The sequence below is a fragment of the Mycobacterium branderi genome (genome assembly GCF_010728725.1).
In the GTDB taxonomy this organism is placed as follows: Bacteria; Actinomycetota; Actinomycetes; order Mycobacteriales; family Mycobacteriaceae; genus Mycobacterium; species Mycobacterium branderi.
In genome coordinates, this window is the sequence record NZ_AP022606.1 from 4309125 (window position 1) to 4331446 (window position 22322).

Annotated in this window: 17 protein-coding genes; 11 read left to right on the forward strand and 6 right to left on the reverse strand. The window is 67.6% G+C overall.

Annotation, left to right across the window (positions count from 1 at the left end):
• The first annotated feature begins 136 nt into the window (after positions 1–136).
• The 5 genes from G6N47_RS20800 to G6N47_RS20820 are packed head-to-tail and all read left to right on the forward strand — an operon-like array spanning position 137 to position 7214.
• Positions 137–1945, forward strand: coding sequence for a hypothetical protein (locus tag G6N47_RS20800; protein ID WP_083132946.1), 1809 nt, complete (start codon positions 137–139; stop codon positions 1943–1945).
• A complete protein-coding gene (locus tag G6N47_RS20805) occupies positions 1945–2304 on the forward strand; it encodes a cupredoxin domain-containing protein (RefSeq protein WP_083132895.1) in 360 nt (119 codons plus the stop codon). The genes G6N47_RS20800 and G6N47_RS20805 overlap by 1 nt, the downstream gene beginning before the upstream one ends.
• A complete protein-coding gene (locus G6N47_RS20810) occupies positions 2301–3635 on the forward strand; it encodes a hypothetical protein (RefSeq protein ID WP_083132896.1) in 1335 nt (444 codons plus the stop codon). The genes G6N47_RS20805 and G6N47_RS20810 overlap by 4 nt, the downstream gene beginning before the upstream one ends.
• A gap of 22 nt (positions 3636–3657) precedes the next feature.
• Complete coding sequence (locus tag G6N47_RS20815; RefSeq protein WP_083132947.1) at positions 3658–5823, forward strand: adenylate/guanylate cyclase domain-containing protein; 2166 nt, start codon at positions 3658–3660, stop codon at positions 5821–5823.
• On the forward strand, positions 5820–7214 hold the full coding sequence (locus G6N47_RS20820; RefSeq protein ID WP_179966404.1) for a mechanosensitive ion channel family protein: 1395 nt from the start codon (positions 5820–5822) through the stop codon (positions 7212–7214). Before G6N47_RS20815 ends, G6N47_RS20820 begins: the two co-directional genes overlap by 4 nt.
• On the opposite strand, the gene G6N47_RS20825 is transcribed toward G6N47_RS20820, so the two are convergent.
• From G6N47_RS20825 to G6N47_RS20840, 4 genes are read right to left on the reverse strand one after another with little or no spacing between them, the layout of a single operon-like run.
• On the reverse strand, positions 7211–7720 hold the full coding sequence (locus tag G6N47_RS20825; RefSeq protein WP_083132897.1) for a 2'-5' RNA ligase family protein: 510 nt from the start codon (positions 7718–7720) through the stop codon (positions 7211–7213). The genes G6N47_RS20820 and G6N47_RS20825 overlap by 4 nt on opposite strands.
• Positions 7720–8400, reverse strand: coding sequence for a dethiobiotin synthase (bioD, locus tag G6N47_RS20830; RefSeq protein WP_083132898.1), 681 nt, complete (start codon positions 8398–8400; stop codon positions 7720–7722). The genes G6N47_RS20825 and bioD overlap by 1 nt, the downstream gene beginning before the upstream one ends.
• Positions 8397–9539 carry an 8-amino-7-oxononanoate synthase gene (locus G6N47_RS20835; RefSeq protein ID WP_083132899.1) on the reverse strand — a complete coding sequence of 381 codons (1143 nt, stop codon included), beginning with the start codon at positions 9537–9539 and terminating at the stop codon, positions 8397–8399. Before G6N47_RS20835 ends, bioD begins: the two co-directional genes overlap by 4 nt.
• Before the next feature lie 6 nt (positions 9540–9545).
• On the reverse strand, positions 9546–10838 hold the full coding sequence (locus G6N47_RS20840) for an adenosylmethionine--8-amino-7-oxononanoate transaminase (protein ID WP_083132900.1): 1293 nt from the start codon (positions 10836–10838) through the stop codon (positions 9546–9548).
• On the opposite strand from G6N47_RS20840, the gene G6N47_RS20845 reads away from it, so the two are divergent.
• The 6 genes from G6N47_RS20845 to treZ all read left to right on the forward strand — a co-directional run bounded on the left by G6N47_RS20845 (position 10837) and on the right by treZ (position 20479).
• Complete coding sequence (locus tag G6N47_RS20845; RefSeq protein WP_232080259.1) at positions 10837–11262, forward strand: hypothetical protein; 426 nt, start codon at positions 10837–10839, stop codon at positions 11260–11262. The two genes, G6N47_RS20840 and G6N47_RS20845, sit on opposite strands and share 2 nt — an antisense overlap.
• Before the next feature lie 189 nt (positions 11263–11451).
• Positions 11452–12033, forward strand: a complete 582-nt coding sequence (gene ripD, locus G6N47_RS20850; RefSeq protein WP_083132901.1) for an NlpC/P60 family peptidoglycan-binding protein RipD — start codon at positions 11452–11454, stop codon at positions 12031–12033.
• A 57-nt stretch (positions 12034–12090) separates the two neighbouring features.
• A complete protein-coding gene (locus G6N47_RS20855; RefSeq protein ID WP_083132902.1) occupies positions 12091–14256 on the forward strand; it encodes an acyltransferase family protein in 2166 nt (721 codons plus the stop codon).
• 30 nt (positions 14257–14286) lie between these two features.
• Positions 14287–16464, forward strand: coding sequence for a glycogen debranching protein GlgX (gene glgX / locus G6N47_RS20860; RefSeq protein WP_083132903.1), 2178 nt, complete (start codon positions 14287–14289; stop codon positions 16462–16464).
• A gap of 3 nt (positions 16465–16467) precedes the next feature.
• On the forward strand, positions 16468–18765 hold the full coding sequence (gene treY / locus G6N47_RS20865) for a malto-oligosyltrehalose synthase (RefSeq protein ID WP_083132904.1): 2298 nt from the start codon (positions 16468–16470) through the stop codon (positions 18763–18765).
• Entirely contained in the window at positions 18758–20479 is a 1722-nt protein-coding gene (gene treZ, locus G6N47_RS20870) for a malto-oligosyltrehalose trehalohydrolase (protein WP_083132905.1), read from the forward strand. Before treY ends, treZ begins: the two co-directional genes overlap by 8 nt.
• A gap of 71 nt (positions 20480–20550) precedes the next feature.
• Here treZ and ilvA read toward each other — a convergent pair whose 3' ends face one another.
• Positions 20551–21840, reverse strand: a complete 1290-nt coding sequence (gene ilvA, locus G6N47_RS20875) for a threonine ammonia-lyase (RefSeq protein ID WP_083132906.1) — start codon at positions 21838–21840, stop codon at positions 20551–20553.
• 28 nt (positions 21841–21868) lie between these two features.
• Positions 21869–22306 carry a nitroreductase family deazaflavin-dependent oxidoreductase gene (locus G6N47_RS20880; RefSeq protein ID WP_083132950.1) on the reverse strand — a complete coding sequence of 146 codons (438 nt, stop codon included), beginning with the start codon at positions 22304–22306 and terminating at the stop codon, positions 21869–21871.
• Positions 22307–22322 lie beyond the last annotated feature (16 nt).

Genomic DNA, 22322 nt, shown 5'->3' on the forward strand with positions numbered 1-22322 from the left:
CGAATTCAGGCGAAGTTTCAACTCGTCCCCGATCGGCAACCTACTGTGAAGTAAGTTGACGCTCGCGTCTCCCGGCTGGGAGGGGATAACTGTGGGACTGTCGGTTGTTGCGGAGCCCCCGGCGCGTGGTGCCGGGCTGGGCCAGGTGATCGGCCTGTCGATCGCCGCAGCGGTAATCGCCCTGCTCATGCTGTGGGTGGGCTATGCGCATCGCACGCATCGGATCAGTTGGCTGACCCGGGTCTCGGACCGGTTGGCCGACAAGTTCAACCGGCCGTCGTGGGTGGCGTTGCCGGTGTTGGTGTTCACCACATCGATCATCTGTGCGTTGTTCGGGTTCATCTGGGATGTCAGCTGGCATATCGGCAACGGCCGCGACCCCGGCCCGCTGGCCAACCCCGCGCACTACTTCATCGTGATCGGCCTGTTCGGCATCTTCTTGGCCGGCGCGATCGCCGTGGTCCTGCCGTTCGACAAACCCGGTCCGGCAGCGGTGCGCATCACCCGCGACTGGTATGCGCCGGTCGGCGGGGTGCTGATGGCCGGCTGCGGGCTGTATGCGCTTATCGGTTTCCCGCTCGACGACATCTGGCATCGCATCTTCGGCCAAGACGTAACACTGTGGGGCCCAACGCATCTGATGATGATCGGCGGCGCCGGGTTCTCCCTGTTCGCGGTGTTGATGCTGGAGTACGAAGGCGGACGGGCGTTGCCGGACACGCCGGCCGAAGGTACCTACGCGCGAGATGAGCGCCCGCTGATCAACTTGCTGCGGTATTTGTCCTTCGGCGGGTTGTTGATCGGGATGTCGGTGTGGCAGATCGAGTTCGACTTCGGTGTGCCGCAATTCCGGCTGGTGTTTCAGCCGATGCTGATCGCGGCGGCGGCAGCGGTCGGTACCGTGGCCGCGCGGTTGACGATGGGCCGGGGCGCGGCGATCATCGCGGCGCTGTTCGCCATTGCGCTGCGCGGTACGGTGGCGCTGCTGGTCGGCCCGATTCTGGGTGCGCCGATCAACTGGTTCCCGCTGTATCTGGGTCCGGCAGTGATAGTCGAATTGCTCGCCCTCACCCCGCTTCTGCGCCGCCCGATGCTGTTCGGCGCCGTCGGCGGTGCGCTGGTGGCCACCATCGGGCTGTGGCTGGAGTCCCTGTGGATCGGCGCGGTCTACCACTACCCGTGGCCGGTCAGCCTGTGGGGCCAAGCCCTGGCGATGGCGTTGCCGGCGACGGTGCTGACGGGAATCTGCGGAGCCATGTTGGGCATGGTGCTGACCGGCCAACGCCTGCCCGGGCGTGGAATCGGCATCGCGGTGGTGGCGCTGACCGTGCTGGTGATCGGCGGTGCGGTGGCCAACGGGCTGCATATCCGGGTGCCCAAACACGACACGGCCACCATCACGTTGACCGATGTGCCCAGCCCGCCCGGACAACGCATGGTGGCCGCCGACGTGCAGATCAATCCGCCCACCCTCGTCAGCGACCACCCGGATTGGCTGACGATCCTGTCCTGGCAGGGGCGCATGCAACACCACCGCGGCCTGTACATCGACCGGCTCGACAAAGTCGGGCCCGGGCACTACACCACCACCGAGCCCGTCCCGGTGTGGGGCAGCTGGAAAACCCTGCTGCGCGTGCAGGACGGCTACACCATGACCGCGGTGCCGATCTACGCCCCGGCCGACGACGCCATCCCCGCACCGGAAATTCCGGCGCTGGCATCCAGTACGCGGCCATTCGTGCTCGAGGTGTCGATCCTGCAGCGCGAACGCGACCCCAACGTACCGGCGTGGCTGTTCACCGCCGGCGGCATCGTCGTGCTGATCTTCACCCTGATGGTCATCTCGGCGCTGACCTGGGGTGCGGGGCGCATCAACGCTGCCGACACCGCCCCCACCCATCCCGAAGAAGCGGCAGCCGACCGCTCCCCACCGCAAGCCGCGTAATGGTTCGTTGCACGCTGATCGCGGCTGCAGCGGTGCTGACCTGCGGTCTCGTCGGCTGCGGCGGTTCTCCGGACAAGGGCGCCTCGACGAACGCCCTCGTCGTCGACGTCACGATCGCCCACGGCCAGGTCACCCCGGCTAACGCCACACTGCAGGCCAAGGTCCACCAGCCGATCACGTTCCGGGTCACCAGCGACTCCGCCGACGAGTTGCACGTGCACTCGGTGCCGGACCACGAGTTCCAGGTTGCGGCCTCGCCCAACCAGACGTTCCAGTTCAGCGTCGACGTCCCCGGCAACGTCGACGTGGAGCTACATCACCTGGACCGGACGATCGCGACCATCCAAGTTCGGCCGTGACGTCCTCGGTCCTGGCGCACGGCCTCGGCGGCTCGAGCGACCTGCCGGTCCCCTACGCCTATGCGATGGTCGGCGCCGCCTGGGCGTTGACGTTCACCTTCGCGTTGGTCGCATTCGCCTGGCGCAAACCAAGATTCGATCCGGACAAGCCCGGACACCCGTTGCCGGAAGTGCTCACCGCGCTGGTGGATGCCCGGGTGACGCGGGCGTTAGCGGCCGGGGCGGCGCTGCTGTTCACCGCCTGGGTGGTGATGGCCGGGCTGTGGGGGCCACAAAACCCCAACAACGCGCTGCTCGGGGTGTTTTACGTGCTGCTGTGGGTCGGCTTGGTGGCGGTTTCGCTGCTGTTCGGTCCGGTGTGGCGAGTGATCTCGCCGGTGCGCACGCTGTATCTACTGCTGCGGCGTGTCACGCCGGAACGGCTCGGCCGACCGCGGCTGTCCTATCCCGAAAGCTGGGGTTATCGGCTCGCCGCGGCCGGGTTGTTCGCGTTCGTCTGGATGGAATTGGCCAGCCCTAACCCAGCCTCGCTGCCGTGGGTCCGGCGGTGGCTGCTGATCTATGCCGTGGTGTTGCTGGGCGGCGCCTGGGTGTGCGGCCAGCGCTGGCTGGCCCGGGTCGACCCGTTCGGGGTGTACAGCATGGCGGTGTCGCGGCTTTCGCCGTTTCGCCGAAACACGGTCTCGGGGCAGATCGTGATCGGCAACCCGTTCGACCATCTGCCGTCGCTGCCGGTTCGGCCCGGCGTGGTCGCCATGGTGGCGGTGCTGCTCGGATCGACGGCGTTCGACAGCTACTCGGCGTCGCCGACGTGGCGCAATTTCGCCGACCGGCTCGCGCCGACGGTGCCGTCACCGGCGTTGCGAACCCTCGGGCTTGTAGTCTTCATCTGCGTTGTGGCGCTGACATTTTCGCTCGCCGCGAGGGCAACCGGAGGGGTCGACCGTGACCAGCGACGCGCGCTGCCCGGCCAGATGGCGCACTCGCTGATCCCGATCGTGGTGGGCTACATCTTCGCCCACTACCTGTCCTATCTCGTGGAGCGCGGCCAGCAGGCTGTCTTCGCGCTAGCGGACCCACTTGGCCGGGGCTGGAACTTGTTGGGGCTGGCCCATTTACACGTGGCCTACGTGCTGTCGATGCATCCCTCGGTGCTGGCTGCGGTCAAGGTGATCTGCGTGGTGACCGGCCACATCGTTGCGGTGATCGCGGCCCACGACAAAGCGTTGCGGCTGCTGCCGGCCGGCCATCAGCTCACCGGGCAGCTCACCATGATGCTGGTCATGGTTGGCTATACGTTCACCGGTCTATATCTGCTGTTCGGCGGGTAGGCGTAGCCGCCGGCACGCGGACCTGGCGAAAGGAAGCGAATTGACGTCGCATTCGACCGAACCGGCCCGCAAGCGTAAGCGTCCACGGACGCTGTCTCGGATCAGCATCCAGTCCAAGATCATGCTGATGCTGCTGGTGGCCAGCCTCGCGTCATTGGGTGTGATCGGAGTGGTCGAGTACGTCGCCGCCCGTAACGCACTGCTGCCCACCGCCTCCGAGCGGATGACGCAATTGCGCGAGGCGCAAAAGCGAGCGGTGGAGACGCTGTTCGCCGACCTGACCAATTCATTGGTCGTTTACAGCCGCGGGTCCACCGCACTGGACGCCGTCCGGGCGTTCACCGCCGGCTTCGACCAACTGTCCAACGCGACGATCGATCCAGGGCAACAGCAGGCGCTGGTGAACTATTACACCGACAAGGTGATCAAACCCGTCGAACGCGACACCGGCACCACGCTCGATCTCAATGCGCTGTTGCCCAACAGTAATTCGCAGAAATACCTGCAGGCGCACTACACCGTCACGGGCGCGTCATCCCCACCGGACGACGCCGGCGACGGCAGCGCTTGGTCGGCAGCAAACGCCCGATTCGACGACTACTTCCGCGAGATCGCGGTCCGCTTCGAATATCGCGACGCCCTGCTCCTCGACACCCGCGGCAACGTGGTGTACAGCGTGCGCAAAAGCCCCTCGCTGGGCACCAACATCCTCACCGGCCCCTACCGACAGTCCAACCTGCGTGACGCCTACCAGAAGGCGATGGCCACGAACTCTACAGATTTCGTGTGGATCACCGACTTTCAGCCGTACCAGCCTCAGCTCGGCGCGCCCGTCGCATGGCTGGTCGCACCGATCGGCCCGCCCGGCAAAGTAGCCGGAGTCCTGGCACTGCCGTTGCCGATCGCCAAGGTCAACCGCATCATGACGGCCGACCGGCGCTGGGAGGCCGCCGGTATGGGCCGGACCGCCGAGACTTATCTGGCCGGACCCGACAATCTGATGCGTTCCGATTCGCGACTGTTCCTCGAAGACCCACAGCGATACAAGCGTGAGGCGGTCGCGGCGGGCACCCGGCCCGATACCGCCGACAAGGCGATCAAGTGGGGCGGCACCACGCTGGTGCAGCCTGTCGCGACCGCAGCGGTGGGCGCCGCGCAACGCGGCCACACCGGAACCGTCATCGACACCAGCTATCTCGGCCGTCGCGAGCTGGTGGCTTACGCTCCGCTGAGCGTGCCGAATTCCGACCTGCACTGGTCGATCGTGGCGACCAGGGAAACGGACGAGGCCAATGCCCGGATAGACGCACTCACCCGGACACTCGTGGTGACCACTACGGCAATGGTTTTCCTCATCTGCGTGGGCGCGTTGCTGGTGGCGCAGATATTCGTGCGGCCCATCCGGCGGCTACAGGCCGGCACGCACCAGATCAGCGCCGGAAACTACGACGTCACGATCCCGGTGACCTCACGCGATGAAATCGGTGAACTGACCACCGCTTTCAACGAGATGAGCCGCAATCTGCAGATCAAAGAAGATCTGCTGACCGAACAGCGCAAGGAAAACGACCGGTTGCTTGCGTCGTTGATGCCCGAGCCGGTCGCGCAGCGTTACCGCGAGGGCGAGCAGATTGCCCAGGAACACCAAGACGTCACCGTCATCTTCGCCGACATCGTGGGCCTGGACGAGATGTCGAACCGGCTAGCGGGCCACGAACTGGTAGGGATCGTCGACGAGCTGATCCAGGAACTCGATTCCGCCGCGGAAGCGCTTGGCGTCGAGCCGGTTCGCACACTGCACAACGGTTACCTCGCCAGCTGCGGGCTGAACGTGCCGCGCCTGGACAGCATCCACCGCACCGTCGAATTCGCCGTGGAGATGCAGGGAATCATCAGCCGTTTCAACAGCCGCACGGGCTATCACCTGGCCGTCCGGGCGGGTATCAACACCGGCAACGTGATCAGCGGCCTGGTCGGACGGACCAGCATGGTCTACGACATGTGGGGCGCAGCGGTCAATTTGGCAAACCAGATGTGTAGCGGCACAACACAATCGGGGCAGTCAGGGATTTATGTCACCGCCGGGGTCTACGAGGCGATGCGCGACATCCGCCAATTCGTGCCGGCGGGCACCGTCGCCGTCGGCGGCACGGAACAGCAGATCTGGCGTTTGTCGGAGGAACAGTGAACGGCATTGGCGCGTCGACGCTTTACTGGGCCGCGAGCGTGGTATTCGGCTTGCCGCTGCTGCTGATCGGCCTCACCGAGTGGCACCAGAGCCTCGTCCGCAAGAACAGTCATCTCGCTCGGCCCGTCATGCTGCTGCGCAGTTACCTGGTGCCGCTTGGTGCACTTCTGGTGCTGCTCGTGCAGGTGGCGAAGATGCCCGCCGCGTTCACGTCGGTGCGCGTTCTTGCGACGGTGTTCGGCTTTGTGGTGCTTGTGCTGTTGCTGTCCGGGCTGAACGCAACGGTGTTCGAGGGCGCGCCGCAGGGGTCCTGGCGGCAGCGGATTCCCGGCATCTTCCTCGACGTGACCCGGTTCTTGCTGATCGGCGTGGGACTGGCGGTCATCTTGTCATACGTCTGGGGTGTGCGGGTCGGCGGCCTTTTCACCGCGCTGGGCGTCACCTCGGTGGTCATCGGCTTGATGCTGCAAAACTCCGTGGGCCAGATCGTCTCGGGCCTGTTCATGTTGTTCGAGCAGCCGTTCCGGATCGGAGACTGGCTGGACACGCCGGCAGCCCGGGGTCAGATCGTGGAGGCGAACTGGCGTTCCGTGCATATCCAGACGGGCCGCGGACTGCAGATCACCCCGAACTCGGTGCTGGCCACCACCTCGTTCACGAATCTCAGCCGTCCCCCCGGTGGGCACCACCTGGTGATCACGACCACGTTCTCCGAAGCCGACCCGCCCGACCGAGTGTGCGCGCTGCTGGACCGCGTCGCTGATGCGTTGCCGCAGCGCAGAACCGACGTAGCAGCCACGTCGATGCCGGTGGGAGGCGCCGAATATCGCGTCACCGTCGGGTTGAAGTCGCCGGCGGACGACTCCGCCGCGCAGGCCACGTTTCTGCGGTGGCTCTGGTATGCCTCACGCCGGGAGGGCCTCCATCTCGACGGCGCCGACGACGACATCTCGACGACCGAGCGCATCGAACAGGCGCTGCGCACAGTGGTGGCTCCGGCGTTGCGGCTCAACCAAACTGATCAGCAGGCGCTGCGGTCGCACGCGAAAGTCGTCCGCTACGGAGAAGGTGAGATCGTCGAGCAGGCCGGTCGCGTGCCCGCCAAGATGACGTTCTTGATCGCCGGAAGCGTCCGGTTGACCGCGGTCGCTCAGGACGAATCGGTCGTCGTGGTCGGCACTTTGGACGACGGCTCGTTCCTCGGCGTGACGGCGCTGACCCGCCAACCCAACCTGGCCGATGCGCATGCAGTGGTTGAGGTGACGGCGCTCGAAATCGACCGCGATCACCTCGTCGAGTTGGTCATGCACAAACCGCTGCTGTTGCAGGACCTGGGTCGCACGATCGACGAGCGCCGCGCCTGGGTGCAACAGGCGCGAGTGCCCGCTTAGCCGATCAGATATTCGGCGCGTTGCTTGCCGTCCCAGCGGCGCAGCGCGACGAAGCGGCCGTCGAATTGCGCCGGGCGCCCCGCGATGCGCAGGGCCCGGCCCAGTTGATGCCCGCCGACCCGGCGGGCCAGCGTGGTGTGCGCGGTCCACTGCCCGGGCAGGCAGTTGGGCATGGGCGCCGGCGCCATGTGCGGAAGGCAGCGCCGGTACACCTCGGCATGCAGGGCCAGCAGCTCGGCTGTCGGCACGACGAGCCGCGTCAGAATCGCATTGCTCTTGCCGAACAGCAGCGACGCCCCAACGGTGCACGCGAGCGGGAGCCGCTGCGCGAGAGGCGCTAGTAGCGCGTCGACGTCCGGCGCGATGTGGTCGGCCACCACCAGCGTCACGTGCGGGCGCGACGCTGGCGCCTGGCTGGGTATCCCGGCGTGCGCCAACTCTTCCCAGATCCGGCGGATGGCCGTCTCGCTGTCGGGGTCGAAGACCAGCTCGATCGAATGAACCATCAGCCGACCAACGACGTCACCCAGTGAGGGTCGAACGCCTGCACGCTCATTGCGGAGAATTCCGGTGGCTTCATGGATCCGGCCCCCGCGGGCAGCGCCGCCCGCACCGTGGCCAACCGTTCCAGCGCTTGCCGGTTCGACGCCTCCACCACGCCGGGTTGCGCCGGCCAGCTGCCGATCACCAGCCCGGCACACGAAACGCCATGTGTGGCAAGGGCTTCCAGCGTGAGTGCGGTGTGGTTGAGGGTGCCCAGCTCGGCGGTCGCCACCACGAGCACCGCCGCGTCGAGGCCAACGGCGATGTCGCGCAACGTGGTTCCGTCTTGCGCCAACTCGACCAGTAAACCGCCCGCGCCCTCGACGAGCGTCAATCGGCCCGCCCGGTCGATGCAACGGATCGCGCCCACCACGTCGTCACGGGTGGGCAGGCTCATCCCGGCCAGCTCGGCGGCGGCCACCGGCGCCATCGGCTGCGGATAGCGCGCCAGCCCAACGACTTTGGCGACTCCCGACAACCGGGCCACGTCGGCGAGGTCGTCGTCGCCGGCGTCGGTGCCGGTCTGCACCGGTTTGCACACCGCGACGTCCAGGCCGGCCTGGCGGGCATGGCAGGCCAGCGCCGCGGTGGCGATCGTCTTGCCTACTCCGGTCCCGGTGCCGGTGACGACCAGGACCGTCAACGGCCCGACAGCACGTCGGTCAGCACTTTGCGGGCCAGCTCGAGCTCGTCGGCGTCCAGCGACGCCCGCGCGGTCAGCCGCAGCCGCGAGGTGCCGGCGGGCACCGTCGGCGGGCGGAAACAGCCGACCCGCACGCCGGCGTCCAGGCAGGCGGTGGCGGCCGCCAGCGCCACCTCGGGGTCGCCGAGGATCACCGAGACGACGGCCGACTCGGGCACCTCGGGAACGTCGCAGATCTGCGCCAGCGTGCCCGCGTGCTGCAGCACCGCCTTCGGCCGCCACGGCTCGGCGGCCAGCACCCGCAGCGCCGCCAGCGCCGCGCCCACCGCCGCGGGCGCCAGACCGGTGTCGAAGATGAACGGCCGGGCGGCGTCGATCAGGTGGTCGCGCACGGCGGTCGAGCCGAGCACCGCGCCGCCCTGGCTGCCGAGCGCCTTGGACAGCGTCGTCGTCATCACCACGTCCGGGGCGCCGGCCAGGCCGAGCTCGTGCAGCAGCCCGCGGCCGTCGCCGCCGCGCACGCCGAGGCCGTGCGCCTCGTCGACGATCAGCAGCGCACGGTGCCGCCGGCACGCCTCGTGCAACTGCCGCAGCGGAGCCAGCGCGCCGTCTGCAGAGAACACCGAGTCGGTGACGACGACGGCGCGCTCCTCGTCGCGCGCCGCCAACGCCGCCTCGACGGCGTCGACGTCGCGGTGCGGAGTGACCACCACCCGGGCCCGCGACAGCCGGCACGCGTCGACCAGCGACGCGTGCGAGTAGGCGTCCGACACCAAGAGCGATCCCGGACCGGACAGCCCGACCACGGCACCGAGGTTGGCGGTGTATCCCGACGAAAACACCAAACCCGCTGCGGCGCCGACGAATTCGGCAAGCGTTGCCTCGAATTCCTGGTGCAGCTCGGTGTCGCCGGTCACCAACCGCGACCCGGTGGCGCCGGTTCCCCAGGTCCGCAGCGCGTCCACGCCGCCCTCGATGACGTCGGGATGCTGAGACAGACCCAGATAGTCGTTGGACGCCAGGTCCAGTTCGGTGGCCACCGGCGGGCGCGGCCGCAGCGAGCGCCGCAACCCGGCCGCGCGGCGCTGCTGTTCCACCGCCTCCAGCCACGCCAGCGGCGACACGTCGATCTGCGTCATCGGCGTTCAGCCTACGAGGCCCGCGACGTCGACCATCGCCGAGGTGACCTGCGCGATCTCGTCGGGTGTGCAGATGAACGGGGGCATGGCGTAGATCAGGTTGCGAAACGGCCGCAGCCACACCCCGCGGTCCAGCGCGGCCGGGGTGGCCACGGCCAGGTCGACGGGCCGGTCGCATTCGATGACGCCGATCGCGCCGCACACCCGGACGTCGGTCACCGCGGGCAAACCGCGGGCGGCCTCCAAGCCCGCCCCGAGCCCGGCACTGATGTCGGCCACCGTGCCCTGCCAGTCCTGCCCGAGCAGCAGTTCGACGCTGGCCACCGACACCGCACACGCCAGCGCGTTGGCCATGAACGTCGGCCCATGCATCAGTGCGCCGGCCGCCCCGGAGCTGACCGTCTGTGCGATCTCGGCGGTGCACAGCGTGGCCGCCAGGCTGAGGTAGCCGCCGGTCAGCGCCTTGCCGACGCACATGATGTCCGGGCTGACCCCGGCGTGGTCGGCCGCGAACAACTCGCCGGTGCGGCCGAAGCCGGTGGCGATCTCGTCGAAAACCAACAACACCCCGTGCCGGTTGCAGATGTCGCGCAGGTCGGTCAGGTAGCGCGGGTCGTGGAAGCGCATCCCGCCGGCGCCCTGCACGACGGGCTCGACGACGACTGCGGCCAGCTCGGCCGCGTGCTCGGCCAATTGGGCCTCGAACGCGGCGCTGTAGTCCGGGTGGTAGTCGCGGGGCACCTGCGGGGCGAACACCTGGCTGGCCAGCACGTCGGTCCACAGCGAATGCATGCCGCCGTCGGGGTCGCAGATGCTCATCGGGGTGAAGGTGTCGCCGTGGTAGCCGCCGCGCCAGGTCATCAGCCGCCGTTTGGCGTACTCGCCGCGGCTGCGCCAGTACTGCAACGCCATCTTGACCGCGACCTCCACCGACACCGACCCCGAGTCGGAAAAGAACACCGTCTCCAGCCCGGCCGGGGTCAGGTCGACCAGCAGCTGGGCCAGTCGGGCGGCGGGCTCGTGGGTCAGCCCGCCGAACATGACGTGGTTCATCGTGTCCAGCTGGGTGGCGAGCGCCTTGTCCAGCACGGGGTGGCCGTGGCCGTGGATCGCGGTCCACCAGGAGCTCATCGCGTCCAGCGCTTCGACCGGCCCCTCGTCGCGGATGAGTGTCAACCATGCCCCGCGGGCCCCGACCGCCACCACCGGGGCCACCGCTTCCGCGCCGATCGTGCTGTAGGGATGCCACAGATGCGCGGCGTCGATCGCGCTGATCTGCTGAGGCGTCAACGCGGGCATGGTGACCGAGAGTAACTCCGGTCGCCGGATCCTCGGCTATCCGGGAGCATGGGACACCATGACATCGCCGAGGCCCCGGGTGCGCCTGGCCGTCTGGGACCTGCTCTGCACCGCCGCGATATGGGTGGTTGTCGTGGTCGTGGCCGTCACGACGGATTTGCCGTCCGTTCTGTTCGGCTTCCTCGCACAGGTGTGTCCGGCCGACAATTGCCCGCCGGTGCCATTCGGGATCGACCAGTGGATCTACCCGGTGGTGTGGGGCGGAATCGGCGCGGCGGCGGCCGCGGCGGTGATCGGCCCGTTCGTGTCCCTCGTCAAGGGCTGGTACCTGTTCTTCTGGCCGCTGCTGGCGGTTGCCATCGTCATGCTCAGCTCGCTGGCCGGCTCGGCGATAACCGCCTTCAGCGAACCCTATTGGCGCTGACGCACTGAGAGCCAAATCACAACGGGCCGCACAGGATTCGGGTTTCGGCGCCGAGCGGTCACCGTTGGGTCACGGTCCGACAAATTTCTCCCCGCCGGCTTAGCCGGCACGTCCGCTGGCGGTACCCTCTGTTACAAGAGTGACTTAAGTGACTGCTGTGAATACAGTGGTCGAGAGGGGTGGAATCCCATGAAACGCGTCTACGCCGTCGCGGCCAGCCTGGCAGTGTTGGCTGCGCCCGCGGTCGTCAACCCGGGCGTCGCGGCCGCCGACCAGCGAACAGGGTATGGGCAACCCATCGATGTCGTGATCCAGCGCGCCCTGTCCCAGCGCGGAGTGCCATACGTCTACGGCGGTGGCAACGCGTCCGGGCCCACCAACGGCGTCCGCCAGAGCGCAAACTCCGTCCCGGGTGTCAGCACCGTTCCACGTGCCGGCACCTACCCGGGTACGCCCACCCTGCCGGGCGCTGCGACCGTCCCCAACGCGGGAACCGTCGGGTTCGACGCCTCCGGTCTGGTCCAGTACGCCTTCGCCGGCGCCGGGATCAAGATGCCCCGGACCTCCGGCCAGCAATGCAACGTCGGGCGCAAGGTCCCGCCCGCGCAGGCCCGTCGCGGCGACCTGATCTGCTACGGGCCCGGCGGCAGCCAGAGCGTCGCGATCTACCTGGGCAACGGGCAGATGATCGAAGCGACCGAGCCCGCCGTCACAGTCTCGGCCGCCCGTACCACCAACATGACGCCCTATCTGACCCGGATCATCGAGTAATCGGCGCTACGAGCGCGCCGGGAGCGGTCGAGCAGTTAGGTAAATTGACTGTCGACCATGATTGCCCTGTCCCCTACCCGCCCGGCGCCCGCAGCCCGCGCGGATTCTGCACCGGCCGCGATGGGAACCCGCAAGACAGGCTTCTACCGGCACGACCTCGACGGCTTGCGCGGCATTGCGATCGCCTTGGTCGCGATGTTCCACGTCTGGTTCGGACGGGTCTCCGGCGGCGTCGACGTTTTCCTTGCCCTGTCCGGATTCTTCTTCGGCGGCAAGGTACTTCGCACGGCGCTGAACCCGGCGTCGTCGCTGTCGCTGCTGCCCGAAATCACCCGGCTGGTCCGCCGGCTGCTGCCGGCGCTGGTGGTGGTGCTCGCCGGATGCGCGGTGCTGACCATTCTGGTGCAGCCGCAGACCCGCTGGGAGACATTCGCCAACCAGAGCCTGGCCAGCCTGGGCTACTACCAGAACTGGGAACTGGCCCACACCGTGGCCGACTATCTGCGCGCCGGCGAGGCGGTCAGCCCGCTGCAGCACATCTGGTCGATGTCGGTGCAGGGCCAGTTCTACATCGCGTTTCTGGCGCTGGTGTTCGGCGTGGCGTCTGTGTGCCGGCGCCGGTTCGGTCACCGGCTGCGGTCCGTGTTCATCGTGGTGCTGAGCGCGTTGACGACGGCGTCGTTCGTGTTCGCGATCTTCGCGCACCAGGCCAACCAGGCGACGGCCTACTACAACAGCTTCGCCCGCGGCTGGGAACTGCTCCTGGGGGCGCTGGCCGGCGCGCTGGTCCCCTACATCCGCTGGCCGATGTGGCTGCGGACGCTCGTCGCAACCGTCGCCCTGGCGGCGATCGTGTCGTGCGGTGCGCTCATCGACGGCGTCCGCGAGTTCCCGGGGCCGTGGACGCTGGTTCCGGTCGGCGCGACGGTCCTGTTCATCCTGGCCGGGGCCAACCGCCAGTCGGATCCGGGCACGCGCGACCGGCTGCCGCTGCCCAACCGGATTCTGGCGACGGGCCCGCTGGTGACCCTCGGGGCGATGGCCTACTCGCTGTACCTCTGGCACTGGCCGCTGCTCATCTTCTGGCTGTCCTATACCGGCCACCGGCGGGCCAACTTCCTCGAGGGCAGCGCGGTGTTGCTGATCTCCGGCGTGCTGGCCTACCTGACCATGCGGCATGTCGAGGATCCGCTGCGATACCGGGCGCCCGCCAACCCCGCGCCGCAGCCCGTGATTCCGTGGCGGCAACGGCTGCGCCGGCCGACGATCGCGCTGGGCTCGGTGGTGGCACTACTCGGCGTGACGCTGACCGCCACATCGTTCACGTGGCGCGAGCATGTCACCGTGCAGCGCGCGGACGGCAAGGAGCTCAGCGGGCTTTCCTCGCGCGACTATCCGGGGGCGCGGGCGCTGGTCAAGCACGTGCGGGTGCCCAAGCTGCGGATGCGGCCGACGGTGTTGGAGGCCGAGAACGACCTGCCGCCGTCGACGCGGGACGGCTGCATCAGTGACTTCAACAACCCCGCGCTGATCAACTGCACCTACGGCGACCACGACGCCACCCGCACCATCGCACTGGCCGGCGGCTCGCACGCCGAACACTGGCTCACCGCGCTCGACTTGCTGGGCCGCATGCACCACTTCAAGGTGGTGACCTATCTGAAGATGGGTTGCCCGCTGTCCACCGAGGAAGTCCCGTTGATCATGGGCAACAACGAGGCGTACCCGCAGTGCCATGAGTGGGTACAAAAGACCATGGCCAAGGTGATCGCGGACCGTCCCGACTACGTATTCACCACATCCACCCGGCCGTGGAACATCAAACCCGGCGACGTGATGCCGGGAACCTACATCGGCATCTGGCAGGCGTTCTCCGACAACAACATTCCGGTTCTGGCCATGCGGGACACGCCGTGGCTGGTCAAGGACGGCAACCCGTTCCAGCCGGCCGACTGCCTGGCCAAGGGCGGCAATGCACAGTCGTGCGGGATCAAGCGCTCCGAAGTGCTCTCCGACCGCAACCCGACGCTCGATTTCGTCGGCCAGTTTCCGATCCTCAAGCCACTGGACTTAAGCGATGCGATCTGCCGGGCCGACATGTGCCGTGCGGTCGAGGGAAACGTGCTGATCTACCACGACGCCCATCACATTTCCGCCACCTACATGCGCACGCTGGCGGGCGAGCTCGGCCGGCAGATCGCCGCGGCGACCGGCTGGTGGTGACCTCGTCTGCGGCACGGATAGGTTTGACTGATGGCATCGAATAGCTCAGGCCTGCAATCGGACAACGTGCTCACCTTGACCACGGTGTGGCCGGGCAACAGCTATCCGCTCGGGGCCACCTACGACGGTGGCGGGACGAACTTCGCGTTGTTCTCCGAGGTCGCCGAAAAGGTCGAGCTGTGCCTGATCGACGAGGACGGTGCCGAGACCCGCGTCAACCTCGAAGAGGTCGACGGATACGTGTGGCACGCCTACCTGCCGAACGTCGGCCCCGGTCAGCGTTACGGCTTTCGGGTGCACGGGCCGTTCGAGCCGGCCGCCGGGCATCGCTGTGACTCGAGCAAGCTGTTGCTCGACCCGTACGGCAAGGCGTTCGACGGGGACTTCAAATTCGGCCAGGCGCTGTTCTCCTACGACATGGCGGCCGCCGCCAAGGACCCGGCCGACACCGGCACTCCGCCGAGGATCGACTCGCTCGGGCACACGATGACTTCCGTGGTGATCAACCCGTATTTCGACTGGGCTTCGGACCGGGCGCCGCGCACCCCCTACAACGAAACGATCATCTACGAAGCGCACGTGAAGGGGATGACGCAGACCCATCCCGGTGTCCCCGAAGAATTGCGCGGCACCTACGCCGGTCTGGCTCATCCGGCGATCATCGAACACCTCAAGTCGCTGAATGTCACTGCGATCGAACTGATGCCGGTACACCAGTTCCTGCACGACCACCGGCTGGTCGAGCTGGGGCTGCGAAACTACTGGGGCTACAACACCTTCGGCTTCTTCGCCCCGCACAACCAGTACGCGGCCAACCGGCAGGCCGGTGCGGCGGTGCCGGAATTCAAGACCATGGTCCGCACTTTCCACGAGGCCGGCATCGAGGTGATCCTCGACGTGGTCTACAACCACACCGCCGAGGGCAACCACCTGGGTCCCACGATCAACTTCCGCGGCATCGACAACGCCGCCTACTACCGGTTGGAAGACGACGACCCGAGGTTCTACAAGGATTTCACCGGCACCGGCAACAGCCTCAACGCCCGCAACCCGCACACCCTGCAGCTGATCATGGACTCGCTGCGGTACTGGGTGACCGAGATGCACGTCGACGGATTCCGCTTCGACCTGGCCTCCACGCTGGCCCGCGAGTTCTACGACGTCGACCGATTGAGCGCGTTCTTCGATCTGGTGCAGCAGGACCCGGTGGTCAGCCAGGTCAAGCTGATCGCCGAGCCGTGGGATGTCGGCGAGGGCGGTTACCAGGTCGGCAACTTCCCAGGTTTGTGGACCGAATGGAACGGGAAATATCGGGACACCGTGCGTGACTACTGGCGGGGCGAGCCCGCAACCCTGGGCGAGTTCGCGTCCCGGCTGACCGGGTCGAGCGACCTCTATGAAGCAACCGGGCGGCGACCGTCCGCCAGCATCAACTTCGTCGTCGCCCACGACGGGTTCACGCTGCATGACCTGGTGTCCTACAACGAGAAACACAACGAAGCCAACGGCGAGGACAACCGCGACGGGGAAAGCTACAACCGGTCGTGGAACTGCGGCGTCGAGGGACCCACCGACGACCCCGACATCCTGGCACTGCGGGCGCGGCAAATGCGCAACATCATGGCCACGCTGATGGTGTCGCAGGGCACGCCGATGATCGCGCACGGCGACGAGATGGCCCGCACGCAACAGGGCAACAACAACGTCTACTGCCAGGACTCCGAATTGTCTTGGATGGACTGGTCATTGGCCGACAAGAACGCCGACCTGCTGGCCTTCACCCGCAAGGTGACCGGTCTGCGCGCCGAGCACCCGGTGTTCCGCCGCCGCCGGTTCTTCGCCGGCCAACCGATTCGCCGCGGCGAGGAGGTCCGCGACATCGCCTGGCTGACACCGGCCGGCCAAGAGATGACGCCCGAAGACTGGGACAGCGACTTCGGCAGGGGGATCGCCGTCTTCCTCAACGGCGACGCGATCCCCGAACCCGACCGCCGCGGCGAGCGAATTGTCGACGACTCGTTTTTGTTGTGCTTCAACGCCCACGACCACGAAGTCGACTTCGTGATGCCTCCCGACGACTACGCCCACGAGTGGACGGCAGTGCTCGACACCACCGATCCGACCGGTGAAGTAGAACTGGTGGTCAACGACGGCGACGAGATTTCGCTGCCTGCCCGCGCTCTGCTCGTGTTGCGTAAGACGTTGTAACGCATGGCTTATCCGGTACTGGCGACCTACCGGTTGCAGCTGCGCGGTGCATCCAGTGGGTTCGGGTTCACGTTCGCCGACGCCGAGAACCTGCTGGACTACCTCGACGACCTCGGGGTGTCGCACGTGTACCTCTCGCCGATCATGACCGCCGTCAGCGGGTCCACGCACGGGTACGACGTCACCGATCCGACGACAGTGTCCGCAGAACTCGGCGGCGCGGAAGGGTTGGCCCGGCTCTCGGCGGCGGCGCGCAAGCGTGGCATGGGCCTGGTTGTGGACATCGTGCCCAACCACGTCGGCATCGACCAGCCGCAGCAGAACCCGTGGTGGTGGGATGTGCTGCGGCATGGCCGGTCGTCGGCCTACGCGTCGTTCTTCGACATCGACTGGGATCTGGGTGACGGCCGAATCATCTTGCCGGTCTTGGGTTCCGACGACGACGTCGCCGACCTGACCGTGGACGGCGACGTGCTGCGACTCGGCGACCTGGCGTTCCCGATTGCCCCGGGCACGGGCACCGGTACCGGGACCGAGGTGCACGACCGCCAGCATTACCGGCTGGTTGGCTGGCGCAACGGCGTCTGCGGCTACCGCCGGTTCTTTTCGATCACCTCGCTGGCCGGGCTTCGTCAGGAAGACCGTACGGTGTTCGACGCGTGGCACGCCGAAGTGGCCCGCTGGGTGTCGGACGGGCTCGTCGACGGCATTCGGATCGACCACCCCGACGGATTGTCCGATCCGAGCGGCTATTTGGAATGGCTGCGCGAGCTGCTGGGCCCGCAGCCGTGGATCGTGATCGAGAAGATTCTGGCCGTCGACGAGGCACTGGAGCCGACCCTGCCGGTGGCCGGCACCACCGGCTACGACGTATTGCGGGAAATCGGCGGGCTTTTCGTGGATCCCTCCGGGGCGCCGGCGTTGACGGCGTTGTTCGAATCCGCCGGCGTCGACTACCAGGCGATGCCGGCGCTGTTGCGTGAACTCAAAGGTGTCGCGACCACCGTCACACTGGCCAGCGAGCTTGCCCGGCTGCGGCGCTGCATTGTCGCGGCCGCCGGCGCCGACCATCCGGCACTGCCCGAGGCGGTGGCGGCGCTGCTCGGCCACATCGGCGTATACCGCAGCGACTACCGCGGGCTGGCCGCGTTGTTGCCGGCAGCTTTCGCCGAAACCCAGGCCGGCGCACCGGAACTCGGTCCGCCGCTGCAGCTGATCGCCGCCGCAGTGGCCGGTGGCGGCGAGCCGGCGGTGCGGCTGCAGCAGCTGTGCGGCGCGGTGACGGCCAAGGCGGTCGAGGACTGCCTGTTCTACCGCGATGCCCGGCTGGTGTCGCTCAACGAGGTCGGCGGCGACCCGCAGCGGTTCGGCGTCGGCGCGGCGGAGTTCCACCACAGCGCCGCCACCCGGGCCCGGCTGTGGCCGCACACGATGACGACCCTGACCACCCATGACACCAAACGCGGCGAAGACGTGCGCGCGCGTATCGGGGTGCTCTCGCAGGTGCCGTCGCTGTGGGCCGAATTCGTCGCCCGCTGGGAAACCAGAACGCCCTCGCCTGACCCGGCAACCGGATTGTTCCTGTGGCAGAACATCTTCGGCGTCTGGCCGCTCGACGGTGAGGTCACCGCTGAGTTGCGCGAGCGACTGCACGGCTACGCCGAAAAGGCAATCCGCGAAGCGGCATGGCACACCTCGTGGCACGACCCGGACAGCGACTTCGAGGGCGCCGTACATCGCTGGCTCGACACGGTGCTCGACGGGCCGGCGGCCCGCGAGCTGACCAATCTGGTGGCCCAACTGAATCCGCATGCCGAAAGCGACGCGCTCGGCCAGAAGCTCCTGGCGTTGACAGTCCCGGGCATCCCGGACATCTATCAGGGCACCGAGCTGTGGGACGACAGCCTGGTGGACCCGGACAACCGGCGCCCGGTCGACTACACCGTCCGCCGCGAGGCGCTGAAAACGGTGCAGCACCCCAAGATCCGGGTGGTTGCGGCGGCGCTGCGGCTGCGTCGCGCCCACCCCGATACCTTCCTGCACGGCGGTTATCATCCTGTGCTCGCCACCGGCAACGGGGCCGATCACGTGGTGGCGTTCCAACGCGGCGGCGACGTCGTGGTAGCGGTCACCCGGTGGACCGTGCATCTGCAGGACAGCGGCTGGGGCGACACCGCGGTACCGCTGCCTGCCGGCTCGTGGACCGACACGCTGACCGGCAAACGCTGGAGCGCGTCGACGGCCGCGGCCGACTTGTTCGCCGAGTTGCCCGTCGTGTTGCTGGAACGCGCCGATGACTGAATTCGCAGTGTGGGCGCCGAAGCCCGAACAGGTACGCCTCGACGTCGACGGGACGGTGCACGCGATGACCCGCTCGGCCGACGGGTGGTGGCGCGCCACCGTCGACACCGCACCAAACGCCCGCTACGGATACCTGCTCGACGACGACCCGAAGGTGCTGCCGGACCCCCGCTCGGCCCGCCAGCCCGAAGGCGTACACGAACGCTCGCAACTGTGGGACCCGTCGGCGGCGGCTTGGACCGACGGAGACTGGGCCGGCCGGTCGGTCGAGGGTGCGGTGATCTATGAACTGCATCTCGGAACCTTCACGCCGGGCGGCACTTTCGACTCGGCCGTCGAAAAACTGGACTATTTGGTCGATCTCGGGGTCGACTTCGTCGAGCTGATGCCGGTGAACGCGTTCTCCGGGACGCACGGCTGGGGTTACGACGGCGTGCTGTGGTATGCGGTGCACGAGCCTTACGGCGGGCCGGACGGGCTGGTGCGGTTCGTCGACGCCTGCCATCGTCGCGGTCTTGGGGTGTTGATCGATGCGGTGTTCAATCACCTCGGGCCGTCGGGCAACTACCTGCCGCGGTTCGGCCCATACTTGTCGTCGGGCAGCAACCCGTGGGGTGAGGGCATCAACATCGCCGACGCCGACTCCGACGAGGTGCGACGCTACATCATCGGCTGCGCGCTGCGCTGGATGCGCGACTTCCACGCCGACGGGCTGCGGCTCGACGCCGTGCACGCCCTGGTGGACACCACCGCGATCCACATCCTCGAGGAGCTTGCATCCGAAACCGATGCGCTCGCAGCGCAACTCGGCCGACCGCTGTCGCTGGTTGCCGAAAGCGATCTGAACGACCCGCGTCTGATCACGCCCCGCGACCAAGGCGGTTACGGGCTCACCGCACAGTGGGACGACGACATCCACCACGCAATCCACACCGCGGTCTCGGGCGAACGGCAGGGCTACTACGCCGATTTCGGCTCGATGGCCACCTTGGCCACGACACTGCGCAATGGTTTCTTCCACGCCGGCACCTATTCGTCGTTTCGGCGCCGCCGCCACGGCCGGCCACTGGACACGTCGAAAATTCCGGCCACCCGGCTGCTGGCCTACACCTGCACTCACGACCAAGTCGGCAACCGAGCCGTCGGGGATCGCCCGTCGCAGAACCTCTCTCCCGGTCAGCTCGCCGTCAAAGCCGCACTGGTGCTCGGATCACCTTACACTGCAATGCTTTTCATGGGAGAGGAGTGGGGAGCGTCCACCCCGTTCCAGTTCTTCAGCTCGCATCCCGAACCCGAACTGGCCCGCGCCACCGCCGAGGGCCGCAAGCGCGAGTTCGCCGAGCACGGCTGGGACGCCGAGGACATCCCCGACCCGCAGGATCCGCAGACCTTCGCCCGCTCAAAACTCGACTGGGACGAGGCTGACACCAACGAACACGCGCGACTGCTCGAGGCGTATCGAGACCTGATCACGTTGCGGCGCAACGAGCCTGACTTGGCCGACCCGTGGCTTGACGACCTGGGCATCGACTACGACGAAGACCAGCGCTGGATTGTGCTGCGCCGCGGCGGGATCGCCATCGCCTGCAACCTGGGCGCCGACGCCACACGGATTCCGGCCGGCGGCGAGGTGGTGCTGGCATGGGACCCGCCGCACGTCGGCGACACGTCGACCGAACTGCCCGGCCATTCTTTCGCGATCCTGCGGGCCTGACCGCGAGCGTGTGTGTTGCACGCCGACACGCCGCAAATCGTGTCCAACTGTGCACGCTCGCGGAGTGACGGCTACAGCAAATAGCGGTAGGCGGGCGAGCCCGGCTCCAGAGCCTCGACATGAATCTCGGTGGCGCGCATTCGCTCCAGCAGGCCGTCCAGATCGGCCGCCGAGCCCAGCTCGATGCCCACCAGCGCTTCGCCCGTCTCGCGGTTGTTGCGTTTGACGTATTCGAACAGCGTGATGTCGTCGTTGGGTCCGAGCACGTCGTCGAGGAATCGGCGCAATGCGCCCGGCTCCTGCGGGAAGTCGACGAGGAAATAGTGCTTGAGGCCGAGATGAACCAGCGACCGCTCCAGCACTTCCCCGTAGCGGGACACGTCGTTGTTGCCGCCCGAAATCAGGCAAACCACAGTCGAATCCGGCTCAACGTCGGTCTCCAGCAGTCCGGCCACCGACAGCGCGCCGGCCGGCTCGGCGATGATGCCCTCGTGCTGGTACAGGTCGAGCATCGCGGTGCAGACCGCGCCCTCGTCGACCGCTGTGATCGACACCATGTCCCCGGCGGCGGCCAGCGCCGCGTACGTCAGCGTCCCGGCCCGGTTCACCGCGGCGCCGTCGACGAACTGGTCGACGTAGTCCAGCGTGACCGGCTCGCCGGCGGCCAGCGCGGCCATCATCGCCGCCGCGCCCGCGGGTTCGACGCCCAGCACCGAGGTGTTCGTCGTCCGCTCGGCCAGATAGGTGGTGATACCTGCGATGCAGCCGCCGCCGCCGACCGGCACCACCACCAGATCCGGCTCGGCGCCGAGCTGGTCGAGCAGTTCGACGGCGATGGTGCCCTGCCCGGCAATGGTCCGCACGTCGTCGAACGGTGGGACCAGGGTGGCGCCGGACCTGGCCACATCGTCGAGCGCCGCCTGGGCGGCCAGGTCGTAGGTCGTGCCGCCCACGATCAGCTCGATGAAGTCCCCGCCGTGGTAGCGGATGCGATCACGTTTCTGCTTGGGCGTCTTGGCCGGCACGTAGACCCGCCCGTGGATTCCCAGTGCGCGGCAGGCGAACGCGAAGCCCTGCGCATGGTTGCCAGCCGACGAGCACACCACGCCCGCGGCGACCTCTTCCGGCGACAGCTGCACCAGCAGGTTGTAGGCGCCGCGCAGCTTGTAGGAACGAACCGACTGCAGGTCTTCTCGTTTGAGGTAGACCCGGGCGCCGGTGATCGCCGACAGCCGGTCACAGAGCTGCAGCGGTGTCGGCGTGACCACCCCGGCAATTCGGTCGGCCGCCGCGTCGATGTCGGCCGCGGTCAGCGGCCCGGTGACCGGGGTGCTCGGCGTCTGGCTCGGTTCGGCGGACACCGATCAATGGTGCCACCCAACAGGCAGTTCAGTGCACAGGGGTCAGCACGAACACCGGAATTTGCCGGTCGGTCTTGGCCTGGTATTTGGCGTAGTCCGGCCACGCCTCGACGGCCCGCTGCCACCAGACGGCTTTCTCGTCGCCGAAGACCTCGCGCGCCTCGTAGTCCCCGCTGACCGGGCCGTCCTGCAACTCGACCCGCGGGTTCTTCTTGACGTTGTAGTACCAGACCGGGTTTTTCGGGGCGCCGCCCAACGACGCGACGATCGCGTACTCGCCGTTGTGCTCGACCCGCATCAGCGGCGTCTTGCGGAGTTTGCCGGTTTTGGCTCCCACCGTGGTCAGCAGGATGACGGGTTTTCCCTGCATCTCGGTGCCCTCGGTCCCGCCGGAGGCGGCGTACTTCTCGGCCTGCTCACGAGACCACTCCAGCGGACTGGGCGCGTATTCACCTGATAGCGGCATGCCACCCACCTTAGAA